Source organism: Streptomyces sp. NRRL F-5755 (assembly GCF_001279365.1).
GTDB classification, from domain to species: domain Bacteria; phylum Actinomycetota; class Actinomycetes; order Streptomycetales; family Streptomycetaceae; genus Streptomyces; species Streptomyces rimosus.
The window spans coordinates 1-20144 of the sequence record NZ_LGCW01000045.1 but is presented as its reverse complement, the minus strand read 5'-3'; the positions used below and the strand labels follow the sequence as shown (position 1 = coordinate 20144).

Below are 20144 nucleotides of genomic sequence, written 5' to 3'. Positions count from 1 at the left end.
CCCGGACCCGGTCCCGGACGTGGCCCCGCCCCCGGACCCGCCCCCGGGCCCAGATTCGGCCACGGTCGGCCCCGTACGCTCATCACCCCCCTCCACCACCGTCCACCCGAACCCCATCGCGCTCCCCGCGATCCCCAGCCCCATCCCCACCAGGAACCCGCCCAGGTTGGTCGCCGCGAAGGACAGGACGGACAGGATCAGCGCGTGCAGGCTCACGTAGTGGTGGGCGGAGGGGCGCAGCCACAGGAACAGTCCGGCCACGATCAGCGCGAGGCCGATGCCGATCGCGGCCAGGCCGCCCAGGCCGAGGTTGATCAGTACGGTCAGCGGTGACAGCGGTACGAGCAGCAGTTCCGCGCCGCCCAGGATCAGCAGCAGTCCGGCCCAGAACGGCCGGGTCCGCCGCCAGCCGCGGAACGCCGCCCGCCGCTCGGGCCAGGGGAGCCGGACGGCCGGGCGCCGCACGGGCCGGCGCCGGGCGATGGGGCCCCGGCTGCTCAGAAGCACTTCTTGCCGCCCAGGCTCACGTCGAGCCGCAGGCCCTTGAGGCGGAAGTTGCCGCCGGTGGCGGACCAGGCGTGCGACCTGACCCCGGCGACCTCGATGTTCCCGGCCTGGAGCCCGAACTTGCCCTTCTCGCCCTGGACACCGGGCACTTGGTCGAGGGTGGAGGCGTCCCGTCCGATCTGCGCCGTACCGAACCGGGCGTCGCCCACCAGGTCCTCGCCGTCGATGACGAGGTTGTCGGCGGTGACCTGGCCGGCGTCGCCGCCCGCGGTCAGCTTGAACACCACCGTGCCGACCGGCGTCTTGACCTCGGCCGCCTGGCAGATGTCGCTCAGGACGGCCTTGCCCAGGCCGAGCAGGGCCACCGGGTGCCCCTTGCCGCCCGTATCGCGGTCGGTGTGCACGTACGAAGCCAGGCCCTGGCTGGTCAGCTTGCCCGAGGAGACCTGGAAGTTGGTGCCCGAGACGGCGAACGAGGCGGCCAGCGCGCCCTCGGCCATCACCGAGGCCATCGCGCCGACGGCGAGCACCGCGGGGATCGCCGTCACCGCGGTCTTTCTCCAGGAAGTGCGTCCCTGAGACAACGGCCGCTTGTTCTTGCTCACTGCTTCCTCCCCGGGGCAGCGATGGACCGGCTGCGAGCGCAGCCGTGGACACGTGCGAGCGCGCGAGGGAAGTGCCTGTGTGGAGCGGCTACGGGACGAAGCCGCAGGTGGCGTACCTCTGCCATACTGCGGAAAACCCGTGGCAGTTGGAGACTAGGGCTCGAATTGAATAATAGTCAACAGCGCGGACCAGGTGCCCCACGGACCGCCCGCGCCACCGAGCGCTCGCAGGCGCGCCGTGCCGAACTGATCGCCATCGGAAGGGGGCTGTTCGCCGACACCTCCTACGACGCCCTGTCCATGGACGACATCGCCCGCCAGGCCGGTGTCGCGAAAGGGCTGATCTACTACTACTTCAAGAACAAGCGCGGCTACTACCTCGCGATCATCGAGGACGCGGTCGCCGGACTGGTCCAGCGCGCCTCCAGCACCCACGACCTGCCGCCCATGGAGCGGGTCCAGCACACGGTCGACGGCTATCTGCGGTACGCGGAGCACCACCAGGCGGCCTACCGCGCCATCGTCACCGGCGGCGTCGGCTTCGACGCGCAGGTGCTCGCCATCCGCGACGCGGTCCGCGAGCAGCTGCTCGGCACCATCGCGCACGCCGCCTGGGGCCGCGCGGAGATACCTGCGCTCGCCCGTACGGCACTGGTCGGCTGGCTCTCCAGCGTCGAGGGCGTCACCCTCGAATGGATCGCACGGCGGGAACTGGACCGGGGCACGGTCTGCTCGCTGCTCGTCCGGGGGCTGGGGGGCACGCTGCGGCTGATCGAGGAGTACGAGCCGGCCTGCCCGGCGCCCGCCCGGCCGCCTATTCCCTGACTGGGCGCGGGACGCGCCGGGGTGCGTTGGAGGGGCGGGAGGCCATGACCTCCCGCCCCTCCGTCGTACGTCACCCCGACCGGCCGAGAGCGATTGAGGGCGATCGAGACCGGTTGGGGCTGCTTGAGGTCGGTCGGGATCGAAGAGTGGCCGTTCCTCGGCCAATTCCCGTGCAGAACTGTTGTTTTACGGTGCAGGCTGTGCCTAACTGTTTGACTATGTTTCCTTCTTCGTATCGCCTGAGCCTGCGGGCCAGAGGCGTCCCGCGCTGGAGACACCGCGTGAGACGCACCCGGAGACCGTCCCCGCAACTCCTGCTCCGCACCCTGCTGTTCGCCCTCGCCGCGTCGCTGTCCGTCAGCGGCTTCGCGCTCCCCGCGCGGGCGGCGGGTCAGGCCGCCGGCCAAGCGGCAGAGGACCTGCGTGCGGGTGGACACGGCCTCAAGGGCGAGTACTTCCGGATGTCCAAGCCCGGTGCCCGCGATTTCGCCGAACCCGGCGCGACGATCCTGGAGCCGGCCGTCGACTTCCCCGACCTGAGCTCGACCTTCCGGATCGCCACGGGCCGCACCGAGCACACGACGGCCCGGTGGAGCGGCAAGATCGAGGTGCCCAGGAGCGGGAAGTTCACCTTCTTCGCCAAGGGCGACAACGGCTTCCGGTTCTTCATCGACGGCAAGCCGGTCATCGATCACTGGGTGCCCGACTGGGACGTCGAGATCAAGAGCGAAGCCGTCGAGCTCACCGCCGGCCGGCAGTATGACTTCCGTTACGAGATGTTCCAGGACAGCGGCGGCTCCAACATGGTGCTGAGCTGGCAGAGCCCGGACGTCACGAGGCAGCCGGTCCCCGAGTCGGCCTTCACCCCGCCGGACGGCTTCGAGCCGTACCCGGTGGACCTCGCCGTCGGCACCGACGGGCGCCGGCTGCGGGCGACGTTCGAGGGCGACGTCGGCCTGACCGAGGCGCTGAAGGACCACGTGACGCTGGAGGTCGACTCCACGGACATGCCCGTCGCATCGGTCGTCAGGGACCAGAGCGACCCGCGCAGCGTCGTCCTCACGCTGGCCGGGCCCATCCAGAAGGGGCAGCGGGTACGCTTCGCCTACGACGGCAAGGGAGGGCTCACCAGCGGCGGGAAGCCCGTGCCCACGGTGATCCGCGCTGCCGGGAATCACTCCACCCACCGGCTGACCACCACATGGGGCGACAAGGTGGACCCGGACAACCCACTGCCGGAATATCCCCGCCCGCAGGAGAAGCGGGTGAAGTGGCAGAGCCTCAACGGACGCTGGGAGTTCGCCGGTGCCCGTAAGGACGAGCAGCCACCGTTCGGCAAGACGCTGGCCGAGAAGATCACGGTGCCGTTCCCCGTCGAGTCGCAGCTCTCCGGGATCGAGCGGCACGAGGACCACATGTTCTACCGCAGGCTCATCACCGTCCCGAGAAGCTGGCACGTCGGCCACGCACAGCGCCTCAAGCTCAACTTCGGTGCCGTCGACTACGAGGCGCGGGTGTGGGTCAACGGCCAACAGGTGGCCCGGCACACCGGCGGCTACACCGGATTCAGCGCCGACATCACCGACTCGCTGAAGAGGGGCGGCAAGCAGGAGATCATCGTCGGGGTCACCGACACCGGCGGCGGCAACCAGCCGAAGGGCAAGCAGACACCGCGCCCCGGGGGCATCTTCTACACCCAGTCCTCCGGCATCTGGCAGACCGTCTGGATGGAACCCGTCGCCAGGACGGCCGTCGACAGGATCGTCAGCACCCCCGACATCGACAGCGGCACCCTCACGCTGAAGGCGGAGTCCCACAACGCCTCCGCGCGGGCGAAGGTCACGGCCGTGGCGCGGGACAAGAAGGGCAAGGTGGTCGGCAGGATCACCGGAGCGGCCAACGCGGACCTGCGCCTGAAGGTGCGCGGCCGGCACCTGTGGTCGCCCGACGACCCCTACCTCTACGACCTCGAAGTCACCCTCCGCGATCGCGGGTCGAAGGACGCCGTCAAGAGCTACTTCGGGATGCGCTCCATCGGCGTACAGAAGGTCGGCGGTCACCCCAAGCTCGTACTGAACGGCAAGCCCTTCTTCTCCCTCGCCATGCTGGACCAGGGCTTCTGGCCGGACGGCCTCTACACCCAGCCCAGCGACGAGGCGCTCCGCTTCGACCTGGAGGGGCAGAAGAAGCTCGGCTTCAACGCGGTACGCAAGCACATCAAGGTCGAATCGCCCCGCTGGTACTACCACGCGGACCGGCTCGGACTGCTGGTGTGGCAGGACTTCGTCTCCGGCGACATCAGCGGCGAGCAGGGGCAGCGCGCGTTCACCGAGCAGGCCCGGGAGATGATGCGGCAGACGCACAACTCCCCGGCTCTCGGCGGCTACGTCGTCTTCAACGAGGGCTGGGGCGAGTGGGACCGCGACGCCACCGGCCGCCTCGCCGAGTCCGTCAAGGCCGCCGACCCCTCGCGCGTCGTCAACGCGCACAGCGGCGTCAACTGCTGCAACTCCAAGGGCGACTCCGGCAAGGGCGACATCATCGACCACCACGACTACAACAACGTCGACCCGCCCGCACCCGACGACCGCCGGGCCGCCATGGACGGCGAACACGGCGGCTTCACCCTGCGCACCCCCGGCCACATGTGGCCCGGCACCCCCACCGTGATCTACAGCGGGGTGGCCGACACGGAGGCGCTGACCCGGAAGTACGTCGAGAACACCCGGAAGTTCTACCTGCGCCAGGCGGGCGAGCAGCTGTCCGGCTCGGTCTACACGCAGGTCTCCGACCTGGAGAACGAACTCAACGGCTTCTGGACGTACGACCGGCGCAAACTCAAGGTCGATCCCGATCGCGTCCGCGAAGTGAACCGCGAGGTCATCGCCGCCGGAGCGGCGGCAGGAGGCTGATCGCCCCGCGCGTCCCGGGCCCTCGGCCGGGTCCGGGGCGCGTGGGAACGGGTGTGATCACGGGGGTGGGGCTATGGGGGTGTGGTTTACGGGGCGAACGCTGCCTGTCAGGGCTCAGCGCGTGGCGAGCCGCTCCAGCAGGGCGGCGCTCCGCGCCAGCAGCGCCCGCTCCTCGTCCGTCAGCTCGGCCTCGATGGCCTGCGCGAGCCAGCCGACCCTGCGGCCGCGCTCCGCTTCGAGCGCCGCCCGGCCCGCGTCCGTCAGCTCGACCAGTGTCTTGCGGCCGTCCGTGGGGTGCGCCCGGCGCGTGATCAGGTTCTGTTCCATGAGCAGCCCCACCGCCCGGGCCATCGACTGCGGGCGTACGCGCTGATCGGCGGCGAGGTCGCTGGTGGTCATGGCGCCGTCGCGGTCGAGCGCGCCGAGCACCGCGACCTGGCCCAGGGGGATGCGGTCCTCGTGCTTGACGCGTCGGGTGAGCTTGCTCATCGCGGTGCGCAGTTCGGCGGCGATGGCGGCGGCTTCCGGGTTGGGCATAGGGCACTTTACCTCGTCGGCCGTCGGAGCCGCGCATTCGACCTGCTACCTGACCTGCGCGTCTGTCTTCCACGGTGTTGCTGTACAGCAAAACTGTCCAGCCAAACTGCTCAGCAAAGCTGTGCAGCAATGCTGTAGGGTTTCGCTTGTCGGGCTCAGCGCCAGCGTTGTCGCAGCCGGGGCCACGGCATACGACAACGGGAAGGACCTCCCTCATGTCCGCACAGGCAGCCGGAACCGTCGACACCACCATCGAGACCGTCACCGCCCGCCGGATCATCGACAGCCGGGGAAACCCCACGGTCGAGGTCGACGTCGTCCTGGCGGACGGGTCCCTGGGGCGCGCGGCGGTCCCCTCCGGCGCCTCCACCGGTGCCCGGGAGGCCGTGGAACTGCGCGACGGGGACTCCGCGCGCTGGCACGGCAAGGGCGTCGACCGCGCGGTGGCCCACGTCAACGGGGAGATCGCGGCGTCCGTACGCGGCCGGGACGCGGCGGACCAGGCCGGTCTCGACGCCGCGCTGGTCGCCCTCGACGGCACCGCCACGAAGTCCCGGCTCGGCGCCAATGCGATCCTCGGCGTCTCCCTCGCCGCCGCCAAGGCCGCCGCGGCGGCCCACCGCCGGCCTCTCTACCGCTACCTCGGTGGCGCCGACGCCCGTCTCCTGCCGCTGCCGATGATGAACATCGTCAACGGCGGGGCCCACGCCGACAATCCGCTGGACTTCCAGGAGTTCATGATCGCGCCCGTGGGCGCGGACACCTTCGCCGAAGCCGTCCGCATGGGCAGCGAGGTCTTCCACACCCTGCGCCGCGATCTGCTGGCCGCCGGGCACTCCACGGGCGTCGGCGACGAGGGCGGCTTCGCGCCCGCGCTGCGTACCGCCGAGGAGGCGCTCGACTTCGTGATGAGCGCCATCGAGCGCACCGGCTACCGCCCCGGCGCGGACATCGGCCTGATCATGGACCCGGCGTCGTCGGAGTTCTTCCGCGACGGGGTGTACGACTACGCGGGCGAGGGAGTGCGCCGCACCCCGTCCGAGAACGCCGACTACCTGGCCAAGCTCATCGACGCCTACCCGATCGTCTCCATCGAGGACCCGATGGCGGAGAACGACCTGGACGGCTGGCGCGAGCTGACCGCGCGCGTCGGCGACCGCTGCCAGCTCACCGGCGACGACGTGTTCTGCACCAACGAGACGCTGCTGCGTGAGGGCATCCGCACCGGCGTCGGCAACTCGGTCCTGGTCAAGGTCAACCAGATCGGCACCCTGACCGAGGCACTGGCCACGGTGGCCACCGCCCACCAGGCGGGCTGGACGGCCGTCATGTCGCACCGCTCGGGCGAGACGGAGGACACCACCATCGCGGACCTGGCGGTGGCGACCGGCTGTGGCCAGATCAAGACCGGCTCGCTCTCCCGCTCCGACCGCACGGCGAAGTACAACCAGCTGATCCGCATCGAAGAGGAGCTGGGCGATTCGGCGCGCTTTGCGGGGGGCTCGGTATTGCGGCGGGGGTGAGTAGGAGGCAGGGGTAGGGGATCGGTGGGACGAGGCCGGGTCTGCGTGGGGTGGACCCGGCTTCGCGGTACTGGAGGGGGCGCGGTATGTCGTCCAGGGTTACCCGAGGGTGGGCGGATTTCACGGGTGCCTCGCGCATGGGTTCGCGCGCCTGATGGAGTGACTGCGCCTACACCAAGGTGGAACACTTCACGATCGCCGTGCGCCGCGAGTGGACTGACGCCTGCTTTCCGGTGAGCTGTCCTTGCGCCGTACGTGTGTCTTTCCATGTCGGGCCCTCCTGAAAGGCGAGGTCAGGGAGGGCTTTGCGATATGTGTTCTCAGAGTGTTGCAAGCGTTTTCCGGCGGCATCCCTTGGGATCCTGACGTGGTTGTATCGACTACTCTGGAGCACGCGCATGCGTCATTCCGTCATTGCGGCAGCTTTCGTTTCAGCTCTTGCTCTGTCCACGCCGCTTGCGATCGCAGCACCGTCGACACCGATCCAAGGGGACGGAAAAGTCTGCTTCTATGCGGAGCCCGAGTACCGAGGCACGTCCTGGTGCTACCGCCCATCGGGCTATGCGGAGGTACCGGATCAGCTCCACGGTCGCGCTCGGTCTTTCAGAGCCGCCTCAGGTCTGATCGTGTACGCGATCGACCATGGCCCCGGTGGTAGGTGCTATGCCCGGAAGATCTGGGTCGACGACCGGTCCGCCGACTGGGCATGGGGCAGCAGAATGGACGGCGTCAGTACGGACAATCAGGGCTGCGGAATCAGCTGAGGCATCAGCTCGGGAAGTGAAGGCGTGCGGTCGGCCGGCAAGCACCGGCAGGAACATTGGCCGGCTGAGCGTCGGCAAAGCCGACCGAGGTACGTTCAGGAGGCGTTGCGGCGGCGCCGGGCCTGCCACGCCGCCGCGCCGACCAGGGCAACAACGATGCCACCTCCGAGCAGCAGCCCCACGGACGGCCCGCCGCCCGAACCGCCGCCACTGCGAGGGCTGTCGCTGCCGCTCGCGCGTTCGGTGCTGTCGGTTACGGCTTCGGCGCAGCCGTGCCGCGGATAGCCCGCGATGGCGCACAGCAACCCCGAGGGTGCGTACCGCAGTGGCGGCGCGGCCTTGGCCAGTGCCTCCGCGGTGGTGGCTTGTGGCGGCAACTGCACGCAGTGCGAACGTACCGGCGGGGGCTTCGCCCCGGACGGGGCGTCCTGTGCCGTGCCGAAGTCCAGGACCAGGGCGACCCGCTTGGTGCCTGTCTTCGTCGGGGTGGAGGCGCAGATTGCCTCGAAGTCGGCGGGAGCACGGGGGACTACGGATTCCTTCGTATCCGCTTGGAAGACGGCGAAGCGCAGCCCTTCCACCGCGCCGTCGGCCGGGCGGTAGGTACCCGGGCCCTCGGCCGTGGTGCGCCAGACGCCGTTGTCTCCGTGCCGTAGCGACCAGTAGCGGTAGTCGTCGGCGTGGGCGGGTGCCGCGGCGGTCAGCGCGAGGGTCCCTGCGGTGACGGTTGTGGCCAGGCTGTAGGTGATGGGTCCGACGCTGCGATTCACGGTGTCTTTCGCCTGCCTGCTGCGGAGCGCTGTGGAGTGCGATGGAGTCAAGGAGATACCGGTGGATCTTGTGGTGCTTGCCGGAATGGAGTGTATGGAGTCGGCCACGTCCGGACCATCCCGGGTCGCCCCCTTCACCGGCCAGCGGGAAGCGCTCGAAATGCCGCCTGGGCAAAGAGAACCCGGCGAACCATTTTGACAGCGCCGGTCCGGAACCTGGCTGTACTCTGCGTCACTCCACTGAAGATCCGGCTCGTTCTGGAGGGGCAGCAGTGAAGAACACGGCCAGCACCGACCCCGCACCGCGGTCGCGGCCCGCATTCGTGGTCGCCGCGACGCACAGCAGCGCGGGCAAGACGACCGTTACGGCCATTGTGCTGCGCCTCCTGCGCGAACGCGGGCTGAAGGTGCAGGCGTTCAAAATCGGCCCCGACTTCATCGACCCCGGATACCACCGGGAGATCACCGGACGCCCCTCGATCAATCTGGACCTGTGGATGATGGGGGCCGAGGGGGTGCGCGGCTCTTTCAGCCGCTGGTCCGCGGAGGCGGATGTGTGCGTGATCGAGGCCATGGGCGGGCTGTACGACGGGGAGAACGGCACGGAGAAGGGGAGCGCGGCGCATATCGCCAAGCTCCTCGGGCTTCCCGTCGTGGTCGTCATGGACGTATGGGGAATGACGCGTACGTCCGGAGCCGTGCTCGGCGGCCTGATGGCCTTCGACCCCGAGGTCCGGATCGCGGCATGTGTCCTGAACCAGGTCGGCAGCCGCACCCACGCCGAAATGGTCCTCACCGCGCTGCCGGACCGGCTGCGAGAGCTCGTGGCCGGCTGGGTCGAGCGCAGCGAGCACCTGCGTGTCGACGAGCGGCATCTCGGGCTGACCACGGTCGAGGAGAACCCGACCGCTGCCGCGGAACGCGCTGCCGCGCAGGTCGCTTCCGGCCGCACGGTGGACGTGGACCGGCTGCTGGCGACCACCCGCACCGTACTGCCCCACCCCGGCGAGACATCCGCACACCATCCGCCACGCGGAACCGGCCCCGATGCGTCCCACGTACGGCTGGCGGTGGCCCGTGACGCCGCGTTCTGCTTCTACTACGAGGAGAACCTGCGCGCTTTGGAGGACGCCGGGTTCACGTTGGTGCCGTTCCGGCCCACCGTCGATTCCCAACTGCCGGACGGCGTCGACGCGGTCTACCTCGGCGGTGGCTACCCGGAGAGTTTCACCGCTGAGCTGGCTGCCAACCGCTCACTGGCGCACGAGCTGAGGGCGCGCGCCGGGCGAGGAATGCCGATCTACGCGGAGTGCGGCGGGATGATGTACCTCGCCCGCTCGCTGACCGGATTCGACGGAAAAGCCGCGACCATGACCGGTATCCTCCCGATCGACGTGGTGATGGACCGCCGGTACCTGGCCATCCACTACGTCGAGGTGCGCACACAGGCGCCGTCTCCGCTCGGCGAGGCGGGGCAGCGTGCCCGTGGTCAGGAGTTCCACCAGTCCCGTATCACCACTGCCGAGATCGAGCCGAATCTGTACGAGGTGACCACGAGCACGGGTGAACGCCGCCGTGCGGGCTTTGTGCTCAACAACGTGGCGGCCAGCTATATCCATCTCCATTTCAGCATGCACCCGGAAATCCCGCGCAACCTCCTGAGTGCTGCTCTGAGGTACTCGAAGAAGGTGCCCGCCGTATGAGATCGGAGACATCCTTGAAGCGGATTCCGCTGTTCCGTCGCCACCGGGTCCGGTCGGCCGTGGTGGCGGCTGTTCTGGCAGGGCTGATTCCCCTGCTACCGGGCCACGAGCCCACGAGTGCCGCCGCGGCGAACGCATCACCAGCACCCAAGTCCCTGAAGACCGCGACGATTCACTTCGCCCCGGAAGAAGGGAAGGTGGAGAACAACCGCGCCAAGATGGTCGAGCTGGCCAACCGGGCAGCCGGCAAGGGCGCCAAGCTCATCGTGCTGCCGGAGATGGCCACCAGCGGCTACTCCTTCTTCAGCCGTGCGGAGATGTCGAAGGCCGCGGAGGAGGTCCCCGGAAAAACGACCGACGCGCTCGGCGCTGTCGCCAGACAGCATCACGCCTACATAGCGTTCGGCATGCCCGTCTACGAGCCGGACACGAAGCGGTACTACAACTCGGCCGTGCTCCTCGGCCCGGACGGCAGAACCCGCGGCGTCTATCACAAGCGCAACCACCTGATCGAGTCCTCGTACAACGCCTCTTCCTTCGAACCGATCCCGACCTTCGACACCGAATACGGCAGGATGGCGCTGGTCATCTGCTCCGACATGTTCAACTCCCAGTTCCCCAGAGCGGCCGCGGTGCAGGGAGCGGACATCCTGATCGCGCCCGCCAACGTCGGGATCGACACCGACTTCGTTCGTGTCCGGACCTTCGAGAACGACTTCGCCATGATTGTCGCGAACCGCTGGGGCAAGGGCACCAAGGGAACCAAACCCGAGGTGTTCACGCAGAACACCTTCACCGTGCCGTCGCCGTTCCCCTACGACTTCGATTTCGGGTCGCGCAGCATCATCATGACCCATGACGGCAAGGTGCTCGCGGACGTGAGCGGCCAGTCCGATCAGATCGGCTACGGCGAGATTCCCGTGCGTACGTCACGGACCTTCCCGGTCGAGCGCAAACCCGCAATGTACTCCCTGATGGGCCAGGACACCCTGGAGCCATATACGCAAAAGCAGTTCCACCAGCCCGACCCGACCACCTTCACCGCCGCGGCTGTCGACCCCGGCCCCAGCACAGCGCCCTGGCAGGCAGCCCTCGATGCCGCGGCCAAGGCCGCATCCCAGGCCGAGTCCGCCGGCAAGAAACTGCGCCTGATCGTCTTTCCGGCCCATTACTTCCCCGGCTCCGACGCGGCGGGCCTCGCGAAACTCACGTCGTTCGCCACAGGGCGCGGAACCGACCTGCTCATCCACTACCCGGCCACCGGCACCGAGGTGCCCAAGAGCACCCTGATCACCTCGACGGGGCAGTCCTACGACTACCGGCGCACCCACCACAAGCGCGGCGAAAAGCTCCCCGAGGGCCGGCTGTCGGACGACTACCTCGTCATCGACCGCGACTACGCCAGGCTCGCCCTCATGCAGGACGTCGACATGATGCCGCCCGAGACCGCCCAGGTCCTCGCCCGCATGGGAGTCGACGTCGTCGCGATGAACACCGACTGGCGCGATCCGGTCCGCAGCGCCCTCTGGAAGAGCCGTACCGGTGACTACCTGCACATCGTCACAGCCAACAAGTCCGGCCCGGAGGGGATCTACCTCGGCGGCTACAAGGCGGACCCCAGCTTCACCGAGGACGAGGGCATCGTGATCCGCGACATCACCACCGGCGACGTTCGCGCCAAGCCCTCGGCCCGCTTCTTCGACCCCACCACCATCCTCGAACCGTGCCAGGAAGAAGCACACACCTGCTAGTCGGGCTCGGTCGCCGGCCGGGTGGGTGTTGTCGGTGGTGACTGTCGCGGCTCGAAGTGGCCTGATCCGCACGAGGGCTGACGCGTTTGCCCAACTGCCTCCAGACTGAAGGGATGAGGGGTGCAGGAGAAACGGGAAAGCGCGATGACAACGCGGGCGGATGAGGCGCGGGCCTACCTGTGGGAACTCCAGGCGCAGATCGCGGACGCACAAGGACGGCGGGGGGCACGCGAACCAGCGTCGCGTGTCCGCCCTGCGCGAGCTCGTCGAGAAGTTGCCCCCGGGGGAGCAGCCGGACGCGAAAACCGAGGAGGCTTTGCTGCTTCAGCAGCGCTGGCCGCCCTGCGGCCACGAGGAGTCCTATCACAGCCACTACGTCATCCACTCGCTTGCCGACCGGATCGAGAAATACCTCCCCGACCGCTTCATCCGCCCCGTACTTGGGTCGCTGGATACCGGCGAGATCAATGCGGTGACATTGCTGGCCTCTGATGCGCGCACCCATCTGTCATCTTCGAGAGCGAACTCTTCACCTTCGCCAACCTGTTCAGCAAAGCCGTGGCCATGGCGATGCCCTCCGAGGACGCCGGAGACGGGAGGACCGCGTTCTCCGTACTCCCCGACAAGAGGGATACACCCTTGCGACCGCCTCTCGGCTGCGCGGTGAAGTCGGTGGCGTCATGCGGCTGTGCCGGCCGGGTCGAGCCTGCGGATCGCCACGGCGGTTTCGATGCCGTCGTCGTGCAGCAGCTGGCGCAGGCCGCCGATGTCGACGTAAGCGCCGTCGAGGGGATGCGCGAACAGGCGGGAGATCGCCGTACCGTATTTGGGCATCGAGCTTTTGCCCGGGAGGAATAGCGACAGTTCTTCCCGGGCCTCAAAAGTCTGCACCTCGATGTCACCGGGCAGCGCGGCGAGCGTTGTCCCGTCCGCGTCGAGAGGAACCTTCACCAGCCAGCGCGGTCCCTCTGCGGTGCGCAACTGCCGTTTCTGCTCGGGAGTTTCACGGGCCAGGGCCCGCCACGGGGTTCCCGACACGACGGCCCCCAACGACTCCACGGTCCGGACCATCTCCTGAACGGCGGCGCCGACAGCGGCATCGAGCGCTCCCCAGTCGTGCTGGGCGTCCCGGAGCGAGGAGCCGGGCACCGGCTTGGAGATCACGGTCGTCTCGGGGACGTGGCGCGCCTGCACCTGCGGCCAGGCGGTGAGGAGCTCGCGGGCGTCGTTGATCGCCTCGTCCTGGGCCTGCCGCTGGCGCTTCAGCTCTCCGTGGTGTTGCCGCAGGAGGTTCAGGGCCGTGTCGGGCTCGTCGAGGGCCTGCCGGACGAGTTTGACGGGCATTCCCGTGCCGCGCAGCACCGTGATCGCCATGGCCTGTTCGACCTGGTCGAAGGTGTAGGAGCGGTATCCGGTCTGTTCGCTGACGTGGGCGGGGACGAGCAGGCCCTCGGAGTGGTAGAACCGCAGGGTCTGCGGGGACAGGCAGCACATACGGCTGAAATCGCTGATGGACAACATGACGCCAGATTCGTCCTTCCAGCAACTACAAGGTCAAACACCGGGGAGGTGAGAGCTCGCAGCCCGCCTCCAGGCGGGCATCGGACATCGATCCGCGTGGCTGCGGTGAGCCTCTGGGGTGGTATGGCGACCGCAGGCAGGGACGGTCCATCGACGCGTGCTGTCGAGCGGGGAGTCGGGCTGCTGCGGGGGCGACGGTGTGCTCTGCCGTCGGCAACCCGGCGACCGCGTCGGCCTCGCCCCTCTCGGCTGCTTGGTACCGCAATCCGGGGGATGGCCGGCAGCCTGTGATGGGGACCGGCGTGTCGCCCTGCTCGTCCTTGCCCAGGATGGCGCGTGCGCTGTCGCCGTCCCGGGGCGAGAGCAGGTAGCTGTGTGGCGGTGGCGAGCCTGCCGAGCACCGGGCTACGGAGATCGGGCGGGATGACGTCGGGGCGGTGCTCGGCGGCGCGGCGGACGGCCTCGCCGCCGTTGGCCGCCTTGCCCCTGCATGCCGCCGGCGGGACGGGGCCGGCCGGACACGGTGCCGGGGCATCTGCCCGTCCTCGGCGGGCAGTACCTGGCTCACGAAGCCGGCCGGGAAGGCAGGGGCAGAGGCTGCGGAGCCTGCCGTGTGAGTCATGTGTCCTCCAGCCGCGAGGCGGTTTCGGTTCCGCATCACCGGCACTGCGACATGCGGTCGACCGGGACCAGGACGTCGGAGCGGAAAAAGAGCGGAGGCTTTGCAGCCGCGCGCCCAGCGCAGCCATGGCCTCCCTGACGGCTGCGGCCGGTGCTCTTCGACCGTGACGATGCAGGATCGGGATGGCCTTTCTGCAGGGACGGGGTGGGGAGTGCGTCCGGGATACGGACGACAAGGTCAACATGATGGCTGTTCTCTCAGCCGTTATCGGTGTTTCGATCTGGGCCGTAGCGGTGATAGAGCTCGCTGCGGAACACGCCGTGCGGGTCGTAGCGGTCCTTCGCGCGCATCGCGGCATCCCAGGCGGGATAGGCGCGGTGGAGCTGGTCCTTGCCGGCGTGGAGCCGGTAGGGCAGGTAGAAGGTGCCGCCGGTGGAGAGGGCGGCGTCGATCAGATCGCGTGTCATGGCCTGCATCCGTGCTTCACCGGCAGCGGTGCGGTCCTGTACGAAGAGCATCACGAGGCCGAAGACGTCCTGGCGGGCGTAGGCCAGGGTGCTTCGGTCATCTCGGCGGACGTCCCGGACGGTGACGTTCAGCAGGTTGCCCCGGGACCGGGGGATGATCTCCTGTGCGGCGCGGACGAATTCCCACAGGCGGGCTTGCGGGATGAAGTATTCGTGCAGGATGTCGGTGGATTCCGGGGTGGAGTTCGCGAAGACGGCGACGGGTTCGTTGAGCAGTGAGTTGCGGCTGACCTCGTCGGCCAGCCAGGGCTCTGCCTCGCGCTCCAGCCACCAGCGAAGAACCTTGCCGGCGCGGCTGGTTGCGGAGTTACGGAAGATGGCACGCTGTGCGCCGGGCTGCGGCAGGGACGACAGCGGCGTCCGTGTGCCGCGGGACTGTGGGTCCGGGGTGTAGGTTCCGATGATCGCCTCGTGGAGGAAGTTGTCCGGGTCCACCGACAGCCGCCCGTACGCCATCTCGACCCGTGCGGCGGGCGCGTGGACCCGGCGGGCGAAAGCAGCCGCGTACTCCCGAGTGGGGACGGTGGCAAAGGCCGGTGCGAGCAGCACGTTCGGGGCCACGGCGATATCGGCTTCCAGGATCACCCCGAACATTCCGTACCCGCCCAGGGCGAGCCGGAACAGTTCGGCGTTCTCGGTGGGGCTGCAGGTCACGACGGTGCCGTCGGCGGTCAGGAGCCGCAGGCTGTGGACGGTCGAGGCGATCGGCGGGCTGTTGGTGTGCCACCCGTGGCAGTTCACGCTCAGCGAGCCGCCGATGGTGAAGTCGTGGTTGGACTGCATCACCTTGGGCGCGCAGCCGCGGGCATTGAGCACAGGGATGATCTCTCGCCAGGTGGCGCCCGCCCCGACGCGCATGACCTGCCGGTCGCTGTCGAGGCTGACGTGGTTCATCGGCTGGGTCTCCAGGAGCCAGCCGTCTTGCAGCAGGCTCTGCCCGCCCATCGAATGCCGTACCCCTGAGATCGCCAGGGCCGGGTCCTGGCCTTGGGCGATCCGGCCGAGCAGGGGCTGCAGCCGTGCGGCTGTGTCCGCGGCCGTTGATGCCGCGAAGGTGACACCGCGCACCCGTGTCGGGTTGAGCCCGCTGGCGTCATTGAACAACGTCCGCGAGGGGGCGGCAGGTGGCATCCGGCCCTGATCCGCGATGCGCTGGAGTGCCGCCCCGCCGTACCCGCCCGCCACCAGCGCTCCTACGGTGGTGCCGCCGTAGGAGAGAACCTGCCGTCGTGAGGGCCTGCGGCCTGCCATGCTCACCTGCTTTCCTTCGATCTTGAGCTCTGCAGCACGGACATACGGCGTCAGTGCCCTGCGGCGTCGGCGGTGGCCCGGGCCTTTTCGATGAGAGCAACCAGCTCGGTCTTGGAGTAGCGCGTGCAGCCGTCGTCACCGAAGAACGCCGAAGGGAACAGAGGCAGTGGAAGGCGCCGGCGGACATGCAGTCGATGGTCCAGATCATGGGGAGCAGGGGGCCGCCCACCTCAGCCAGGACAGGAACTGCAGCCACGCCACCGTCCGCGGGGCACCTTCCCCCGAGCTTGTCATTGACCTGTCCAACCGCTCATGCCGGTGAGCGGAGCTCGGCCTTCCGGCGGGAGGGCCAGAGGCCGACGGCCAGGATCCGCCGGTCGGGCGTGGGCTTGTCTTGTGGGCGCGAGGTGGCGAGGGTCAGGCGGGGCCAGGCCAGGAGGAGGACGGGGTAGATGGCGTAGCCGATGCGGGTGGCCGGGCACAGGGCGATGGCCAGAGCCAGCCCCAGGGCCAGCCGGTCGGCGGCGGCCACAGCGCTGCGGGGCGGGCGCAGGAGCAGAGTCGCTGCCACGGCCGCGGCGCTCAGTGCGATCAGGGCGACGGTGACCGCCTTGCCGTGCGGCACCAGTGCGACGATCAGGTGCCCGAGCAGCGGGCTCTGGGCGGTTGAGGCGGTGGCGGACAGCCCCAGCGGATAGGCCAGTGCGTTCTGGAAGAACGCTGCGGGGTCCACCAGGACCGCGGGCAGCGTGGCCAGCACGGCGAGCCCCGTGGCCGCCGCGCCGCAGCGCAGCCCGGCGCGCTTGCCCTGGCGTGCGGCGAGCAGGGCGATGACCACCGGCACCGCGGGCCAGGCGGTCCACTTCAGTGCCGCCGCCATGCCCAGGACCAGACCGGCGCACCCGGCATCGCCCCGGTGCGCGAAGGCCAGCGCCAGGCAGATCAGCCCGATCACCGGCGGATCCACGCCCCCGATGGCCAGCGGCAGCGCCACCACCGGACAGGCGGCCAGCCAGAACAGCCCCGTGCGCCGGCGGTCGTCCAGGACGCGCAGAGCGCCGACCACGGACGCGAAGAAGCCGACGAGGAACCACAGCCGGGCACTGGCGAAGAAGACGTCGCCGAACAGCAGGCGCGGTATCCCGAACAGGGCCATGCCGGGCAGGTAGGGGGTGAAGTCCTTCACCGCGTGCGGGTCGGGGTGGTAGGGGGTGCCGGAGGAGAACAGCCGCTCTGCCGCCTGCTGTACCACGCCCACCTCCATCTGCGCCTTGCCGATCGCCGTCAGGTACAGCAGCGGTACGACGAGGGAGCCGACGGCCGCGATCAGTGCGGGGGTGCGGGACCAGGCGGTGGGTGACTTCCATGCCGCCCAGGCGGCGCAGCCGTAGCCCACGGCGGAGGACAGTCCCCACGCCTGCTGTGAGGTGTCGGCAGGGGACAACAGCCCCACCACGAGCGCGGCCACCGCGCACACCGCCAGCAGGAGCCGGTCCCAGCGCCAGTGGACACCGGCCGGCGGTTGCCGGACGGAAGACAGCCAGGGCGAGAGGAATGTGTGGAACGTGCGCATACGGCGCACTGTACACACCGTGTATACGCATGGACTATACATTGAGTGCTTACTGGTCCGTGAAGGGGAATCGGTTTCGTAGGGATCGGGTCCGACTCAGCGCCTTGCGGCCTGACACATAAGGTCGACGCGGCCGACAGCCGGCCATAGTGACTTCGGTCGCATGGGGCGCAGGGCGCCGTCGTGGTGATGGCGCTGCCGGGCCGGTTCCTTACCTGCACCACTCGCCCGGGATGAAGCTGCGGGAGGCACAGACCGCTCATGGGCGGTGAGCCGAATCCGCTTGCTGCTCGCCAAACGGAACTCGTATGTGCTTGCACCGTTCGCGTATGCGCCGGAGCGTCCGCAGGGGGACGGGGACTCCGATCCACAGCACGTCGAGGAACTTCAACAGGACCTCGATGAACGTGAGCAAAGGGGTTCCTTCGGCGAACGGCGCGTGGCGGGACGGGGGCGTTGGTAGCAGGGCGGCGCCGAGGCGTGGGCTGGCCGGTGGCGATGGTCAGACCCAGGCCGTGGATCAGCGCGTTGGCCGGCGGCGACCCCGCCGGACTGGCTGCGGAAGCGCTGGGTCCCTGGTCGAGGAGGTAGCCGGGGTAGCCGTCGCCGTGCTCCCGCACGGTGATGACCGGGACGTCGACGGTGACCACGACGGGTGGGCGGCCGTGTTTGTGGGCGTTGATGACGAGGTTGGCCAGGACGCGTTCGAGGCGGCGCCGGTCGGTCTCCGCCCGAGCGTCCCGGACGAGGCGGACCTCGGTGGCCGTTGCGGTGGCCCGTACCGCGGGTTCGGCCGGCGCCCCCAGTTCGTGGCGAGGCCGGCGTGCTCGGCGCGGGCGACGAACCGGGAGATCTCCAGCAGGTCCTCGGTCAGCCCGCGCAGGCTTGGACCCGGTCGCGCACCATCTCGGCCGGGCGGCAGCAGTTCGGCTGCGGAGTGCAGCCGGGGCTGCCGGCAGGTGGCCATCACATCCAGCGCGGTGGTCACGGCGGCGGCCTCGGTCCTGGGCGCGCTCGGGGCGCCGGGCGCGGACGTCGTCCACCCGCGCGTCCAGATCACCGGTACTGATGCGCCGGGCACGCAGGCGATGTGGTGCAGAGGCCGCGGGTGATGCAGGTGATGGAGACCAGCCAGGCCACCAGGGTGAGGGCGATCGCCACGGCGGCGGAAGCGGTGATGGCCCGGTCCAGGCCACGCAGGGAGGTTGCCTGTTCGTCGTAGTCCGGCCGTAGCGCCAGCACCTTGCCACCGGCGACGGGGGGCGGCCCACAGCGCGGGACGGTCCTGGCCGGTGGCGAGCTGGGCCCCGCGCTCGTGCCGCTGCACGGCCATGGTGCGCAACGGCGCGGGCAGCCCCGGCGGGTCCAGAGCGGTGCCACGGGTGTGAGGGGCATCGCCCGACCGGGGCCGTGCTGGGTTCGGCCTGCGGCGACGACGGGGTGCGCGGGCTGGACGCCCGTTCGATGGTGGCGGCCCGGTCGGGGGAAGCGGGATGGAGCCGGGGCCGCCGGTCTGTGGGGCGGTCAACGGCACTCAGCTTCTGGGCCGCAGGGCCCGCACGTGGCGTAGTCGCGCGGTCCCAGCTTTCCCTCCCGGGGCCCGTGGCGCGGGTCCCGGGGCCGGGCGGCGGGGTCACTCCGTACGCAGCCCGTCCGCCCGCATCATTCGCCACAGCGGCGGCATGCTGAGCAGCGTCACGAGCAGCACCAGAGCGGCGCCGAACAGCGGCAGCGGCCAGACCATCGACCAGGCGATGCCGCTCACCCCCGTCATCGACAGCAGCACCCGCCATCGGGACGGCGGTCTGCCACAGCACGGACCAGGCGAGCGTGGAGCGCCGGGTGCCGAAGGCCACCAGGACCGACAGCAGACGGCGGCGTTCGCGCAGCTGTTCCAGGGTGGTGACCAGCATGCTGGCGGCGATCAGCGTCATGGTCGCCACGGACGCGATCAGCAGGCCGTTGCGGACGCCGGTGAACTGCTGGTCCTCGGCGGTGTCCGAGAACTCGGCGACGTCGGCCGTCACATCGATGCGGGCCGCGGTGTTGCGGGCGTGCTCGGCCGCGTCCGGCACGGACGGGTCGAGCCGCAGCATGACCTCGGCCTCGGGTTCGTGCAGCTTTTTGACGTCGAGCGCGCCCGGGGTGGCGAACAGGCCGCTCAGCTGATTGCCGGACGGGTCGGGCCGGGCGTCGGCGGAACGGATCGTCCGGGGCAGGGTCCACGGGCTGGGCCGGCCCTTGAGCTTGCCGTGCTCGTCGAAATCGTTGAGGAGCACGGTGGCGCCGGGCCGCACGATCTTGGGCAGGTCCTCGTCCACGAAGGAGCCGGGACCGCCGTTGACCAGGAAGACGTCGCCGTCCTTGCACGGGATGGGCCGGGCGGCCTCCTGAAGCGTCTCGCAGCTGCCGACCTTGACCGAGGTGCTCAGCGGGCGGCCCCCGTCGGTGCGCTCCGGGCCGGGGGAGGTGACCCGCGAATTGATGGTGGCCATGACGCCGTCGACGCCCTTGGTCGCCGTGAACACGTCGATCATCTTCTGCATGTCGGCGCCGTCCCGGTTCGGCAGCTCCACCCGAAGCTGGGCCCGGGAGGTGTCCTGCCCGGTGGGGTGGGTGTAGCCGTCCCCGACCCCGGCGAACAGCGTCTGGAGCGCGATGGCTCCGGCCACGGCGACGGTGATGCCGCTGACCGCGCGGGCCGCGCTGCTGCTGCTCAGCTGGAGCCGGCGGGCGGCCAGCTGCCAGGGGAC

General features: G+C 69.6%; 14 protein-coding genes and 1 pseudogene. 6 read left to right on the top strand and 9 right to left on the bottom strand.

Annotated elements, in window-relative coordinates; translation table 11 throughout:
* On the bottom strand, window positions 1-465 hold a 465-nt coding region (locus ADK86_RS07640; protein WP_234345757.1), incomplete at its 3' end, for a DUF6114 domain-containing protein.
* 32 nt (window positions 466-497) lie between these two features.
* Window positions 498-1055 carry a DUF6230 family protein gene (locus ADK86_RS07635; RefSeq protein ID WP_078882183.1) on the bottom strand — a complete coding sequence of 186 codons (558 nt, stop codon included), beginning with the start codon at window positions 1053-1055 and terminating at the stop codon, window positions 498-500.
* A 222-nt stretch (window positions 1056-1277) separates the two neighbouring features.
* Here ADK86_RS07635 and ADK86_RS07630 point away from each other — a divergent pair, with 222 nt between their 5' ends.
* Complete coding sequence (locus ADK86_RS07630; RefSeq protein ID WP_053695897.1) at window positions 1278-1937, top strand: TetR/AcrR family transcriptional regulator; 660 nt, start codon at window positions 1278-1280, stop codon at window positions 1935-1937.
* Between the two features lie 218 nt (window positions 1938-2155).
* A pseudogene (locus ADK86_RS07625) lies at window positions 2156-4843 on the top strand (PA14 domain-containing protein); the annotation flags it as partial.
* 120 nt (window positions 4844-4963) lie between these two features.
* Here ADK86_RS07625 and ADK86_RS07620 read toward each other — a convergent pair.
* A complete protein-coding gene (locus ADK86_RS07620; RefSeq protein WP_030600288.1) occupies window positions 4964-5386 on the bottom strand; it encodes a MarR family winged helix-turn-helix transcriptional regulator in 423 nt (140 codons plus the stop codon).
* 215 nt (window positions 5387-5601) lie between these two features.
* Between ADK86_RS07620 and eno the strand changes: the two genes are divergently transcribed.
* On the top strand, window positions 5602-6909 hold the full coding sequence (eno, locus tag ADK86_RS07615; RefSeq protein ID WP_053695895.1) for a phosphopyruvate hydratase: 1308 nt from the start codon (window positions 5602-5604) through the stop codon (window positions 6907-6909).
* Window positions 6910-7768: 859 nt separating this feature from the next.
* Here eno and ADK86_RS07610 read toward each other — a convergent pair.
* Window positions 7769-8443 (bottom strand): SCO2322 family protein, encoded by a 675-nt coding sequence (locus ADK86_RS07610; RefSeq protein WP_078951914.1) that lies wholly within the window; start codon window positions 8441-8443, stop codon window positions 7769-7771.
* 272 nt (window positions 8444-8715) lie between these two features.
* Between ADK86_RS07610 and ADK86_RS07605 the strand changes: the two genes are divergently transcribed.
* Both ADK86_RS07605 and ADK86_RS07600 read left to right on the top strand, forming a co-directional pair.
* Window positions 8716-10146 carry a cobyrinate a,c-diamide synthase gene (locus ADK86_RS07605; RefSeq protein WP_053695894.1) on the top strand — a complete coding sequence of 477 codons (1431 nt, stop codon included), beginning with the start codon at window positions 8716-8718 and terminating at the stop codon, window positions 10144-10146.
* 197 nt (window positions 10147-10343) lie between these two features.
* The gene (locus ADK86_RS07600) at window positions 10344-11897 is read left to right on the top strand and encodes a nitrilase-related carbon-nitrogen hydrolase (protein WP_053695893.1); all 1554 of its coding nucleotides are present in this window, start codon (window positions 10344-10346) and stop codon (window positions 11895-11897) included.
* Between the two features lie 678 nt (window positions 11898-12575).
* Here the strand turns inward: ADK86_RS07600 and ADK86_RS07595 are convergent.
* The 5 genes from ADK86_RS07595 to ADK86_RS45165 form a co-directional block, all read right to left on the bottom strand.
* Window positions 12576-13418: a MerR family transcriptional regulator gene (locus ADK86_RS07595; RefSeq protein WP_053695892.1), complete on the bottom strand. Its 843-nt coding sequence runs from the start codon at window positions 13416-13418 to the stop codon at window positions 12576-12578.
* 879 nt (window positions 13419-14297) lie between these two features.
* Entirely contained in the window at window positions 14298-15818 is a 1521-nt protein-coding gene (locus ADK86_RS07590) for an FAD-binding oxidoreductase (protein WP_159393806.1), read from the bottom strand.
* A gap of 310 nt (window positions 15819-16128) precedes the next feature.
* On the bottom strand, window positions 16129-17391 hold the full coding sequence (locus tag ADK86_RS07585) for a glycosyltransferase family 87 protein (protein WP_053695890.1): 1263 nt from the start codon (window positions 17389-17391) through the stop codon (window positions 16129-16131).
* A 1056-nt stretch (window positions 17392-18447) separates the two neighbouring features.
* Window positions 18448-18633: a hypothetical protein gene (locus ADK86_RS43015; protein WP_159393805.1), complete on the bottom strand. Its 186-nt coding sequence runs from the start codon at window positions 18631-18633 to the stop codon at window positions 18448-18450.
* 391 nt (window positions 18634-19024) lie between these two features.
* Window positions 19025-19156: a hypothetical protein gene (locus ADK86_RS45165; RefSeq protein WP_267888787.1), complete on the bottom strand. Its 132-nt coding sequence runs from the start codon at window positions 19154-19156 to the stop codon at window positions 19025-19027.
* On the opposite strand from ADK86_RS45165, the gene ADK86_RS43005 reads away from it, so the two are divergent.
* Window positions 19146-20144 (top strand): hypothetical protein (locus tag ADK86_RS43005; RefSeq protein ID WP_159393803.1); only part of this gene is annotated, 999 nt, incomplete at its 3' end. The two genes, ADK86_RS45165 and ADK86_RS43005, sit on opposite strands and share 11 nt — an antisense overlap.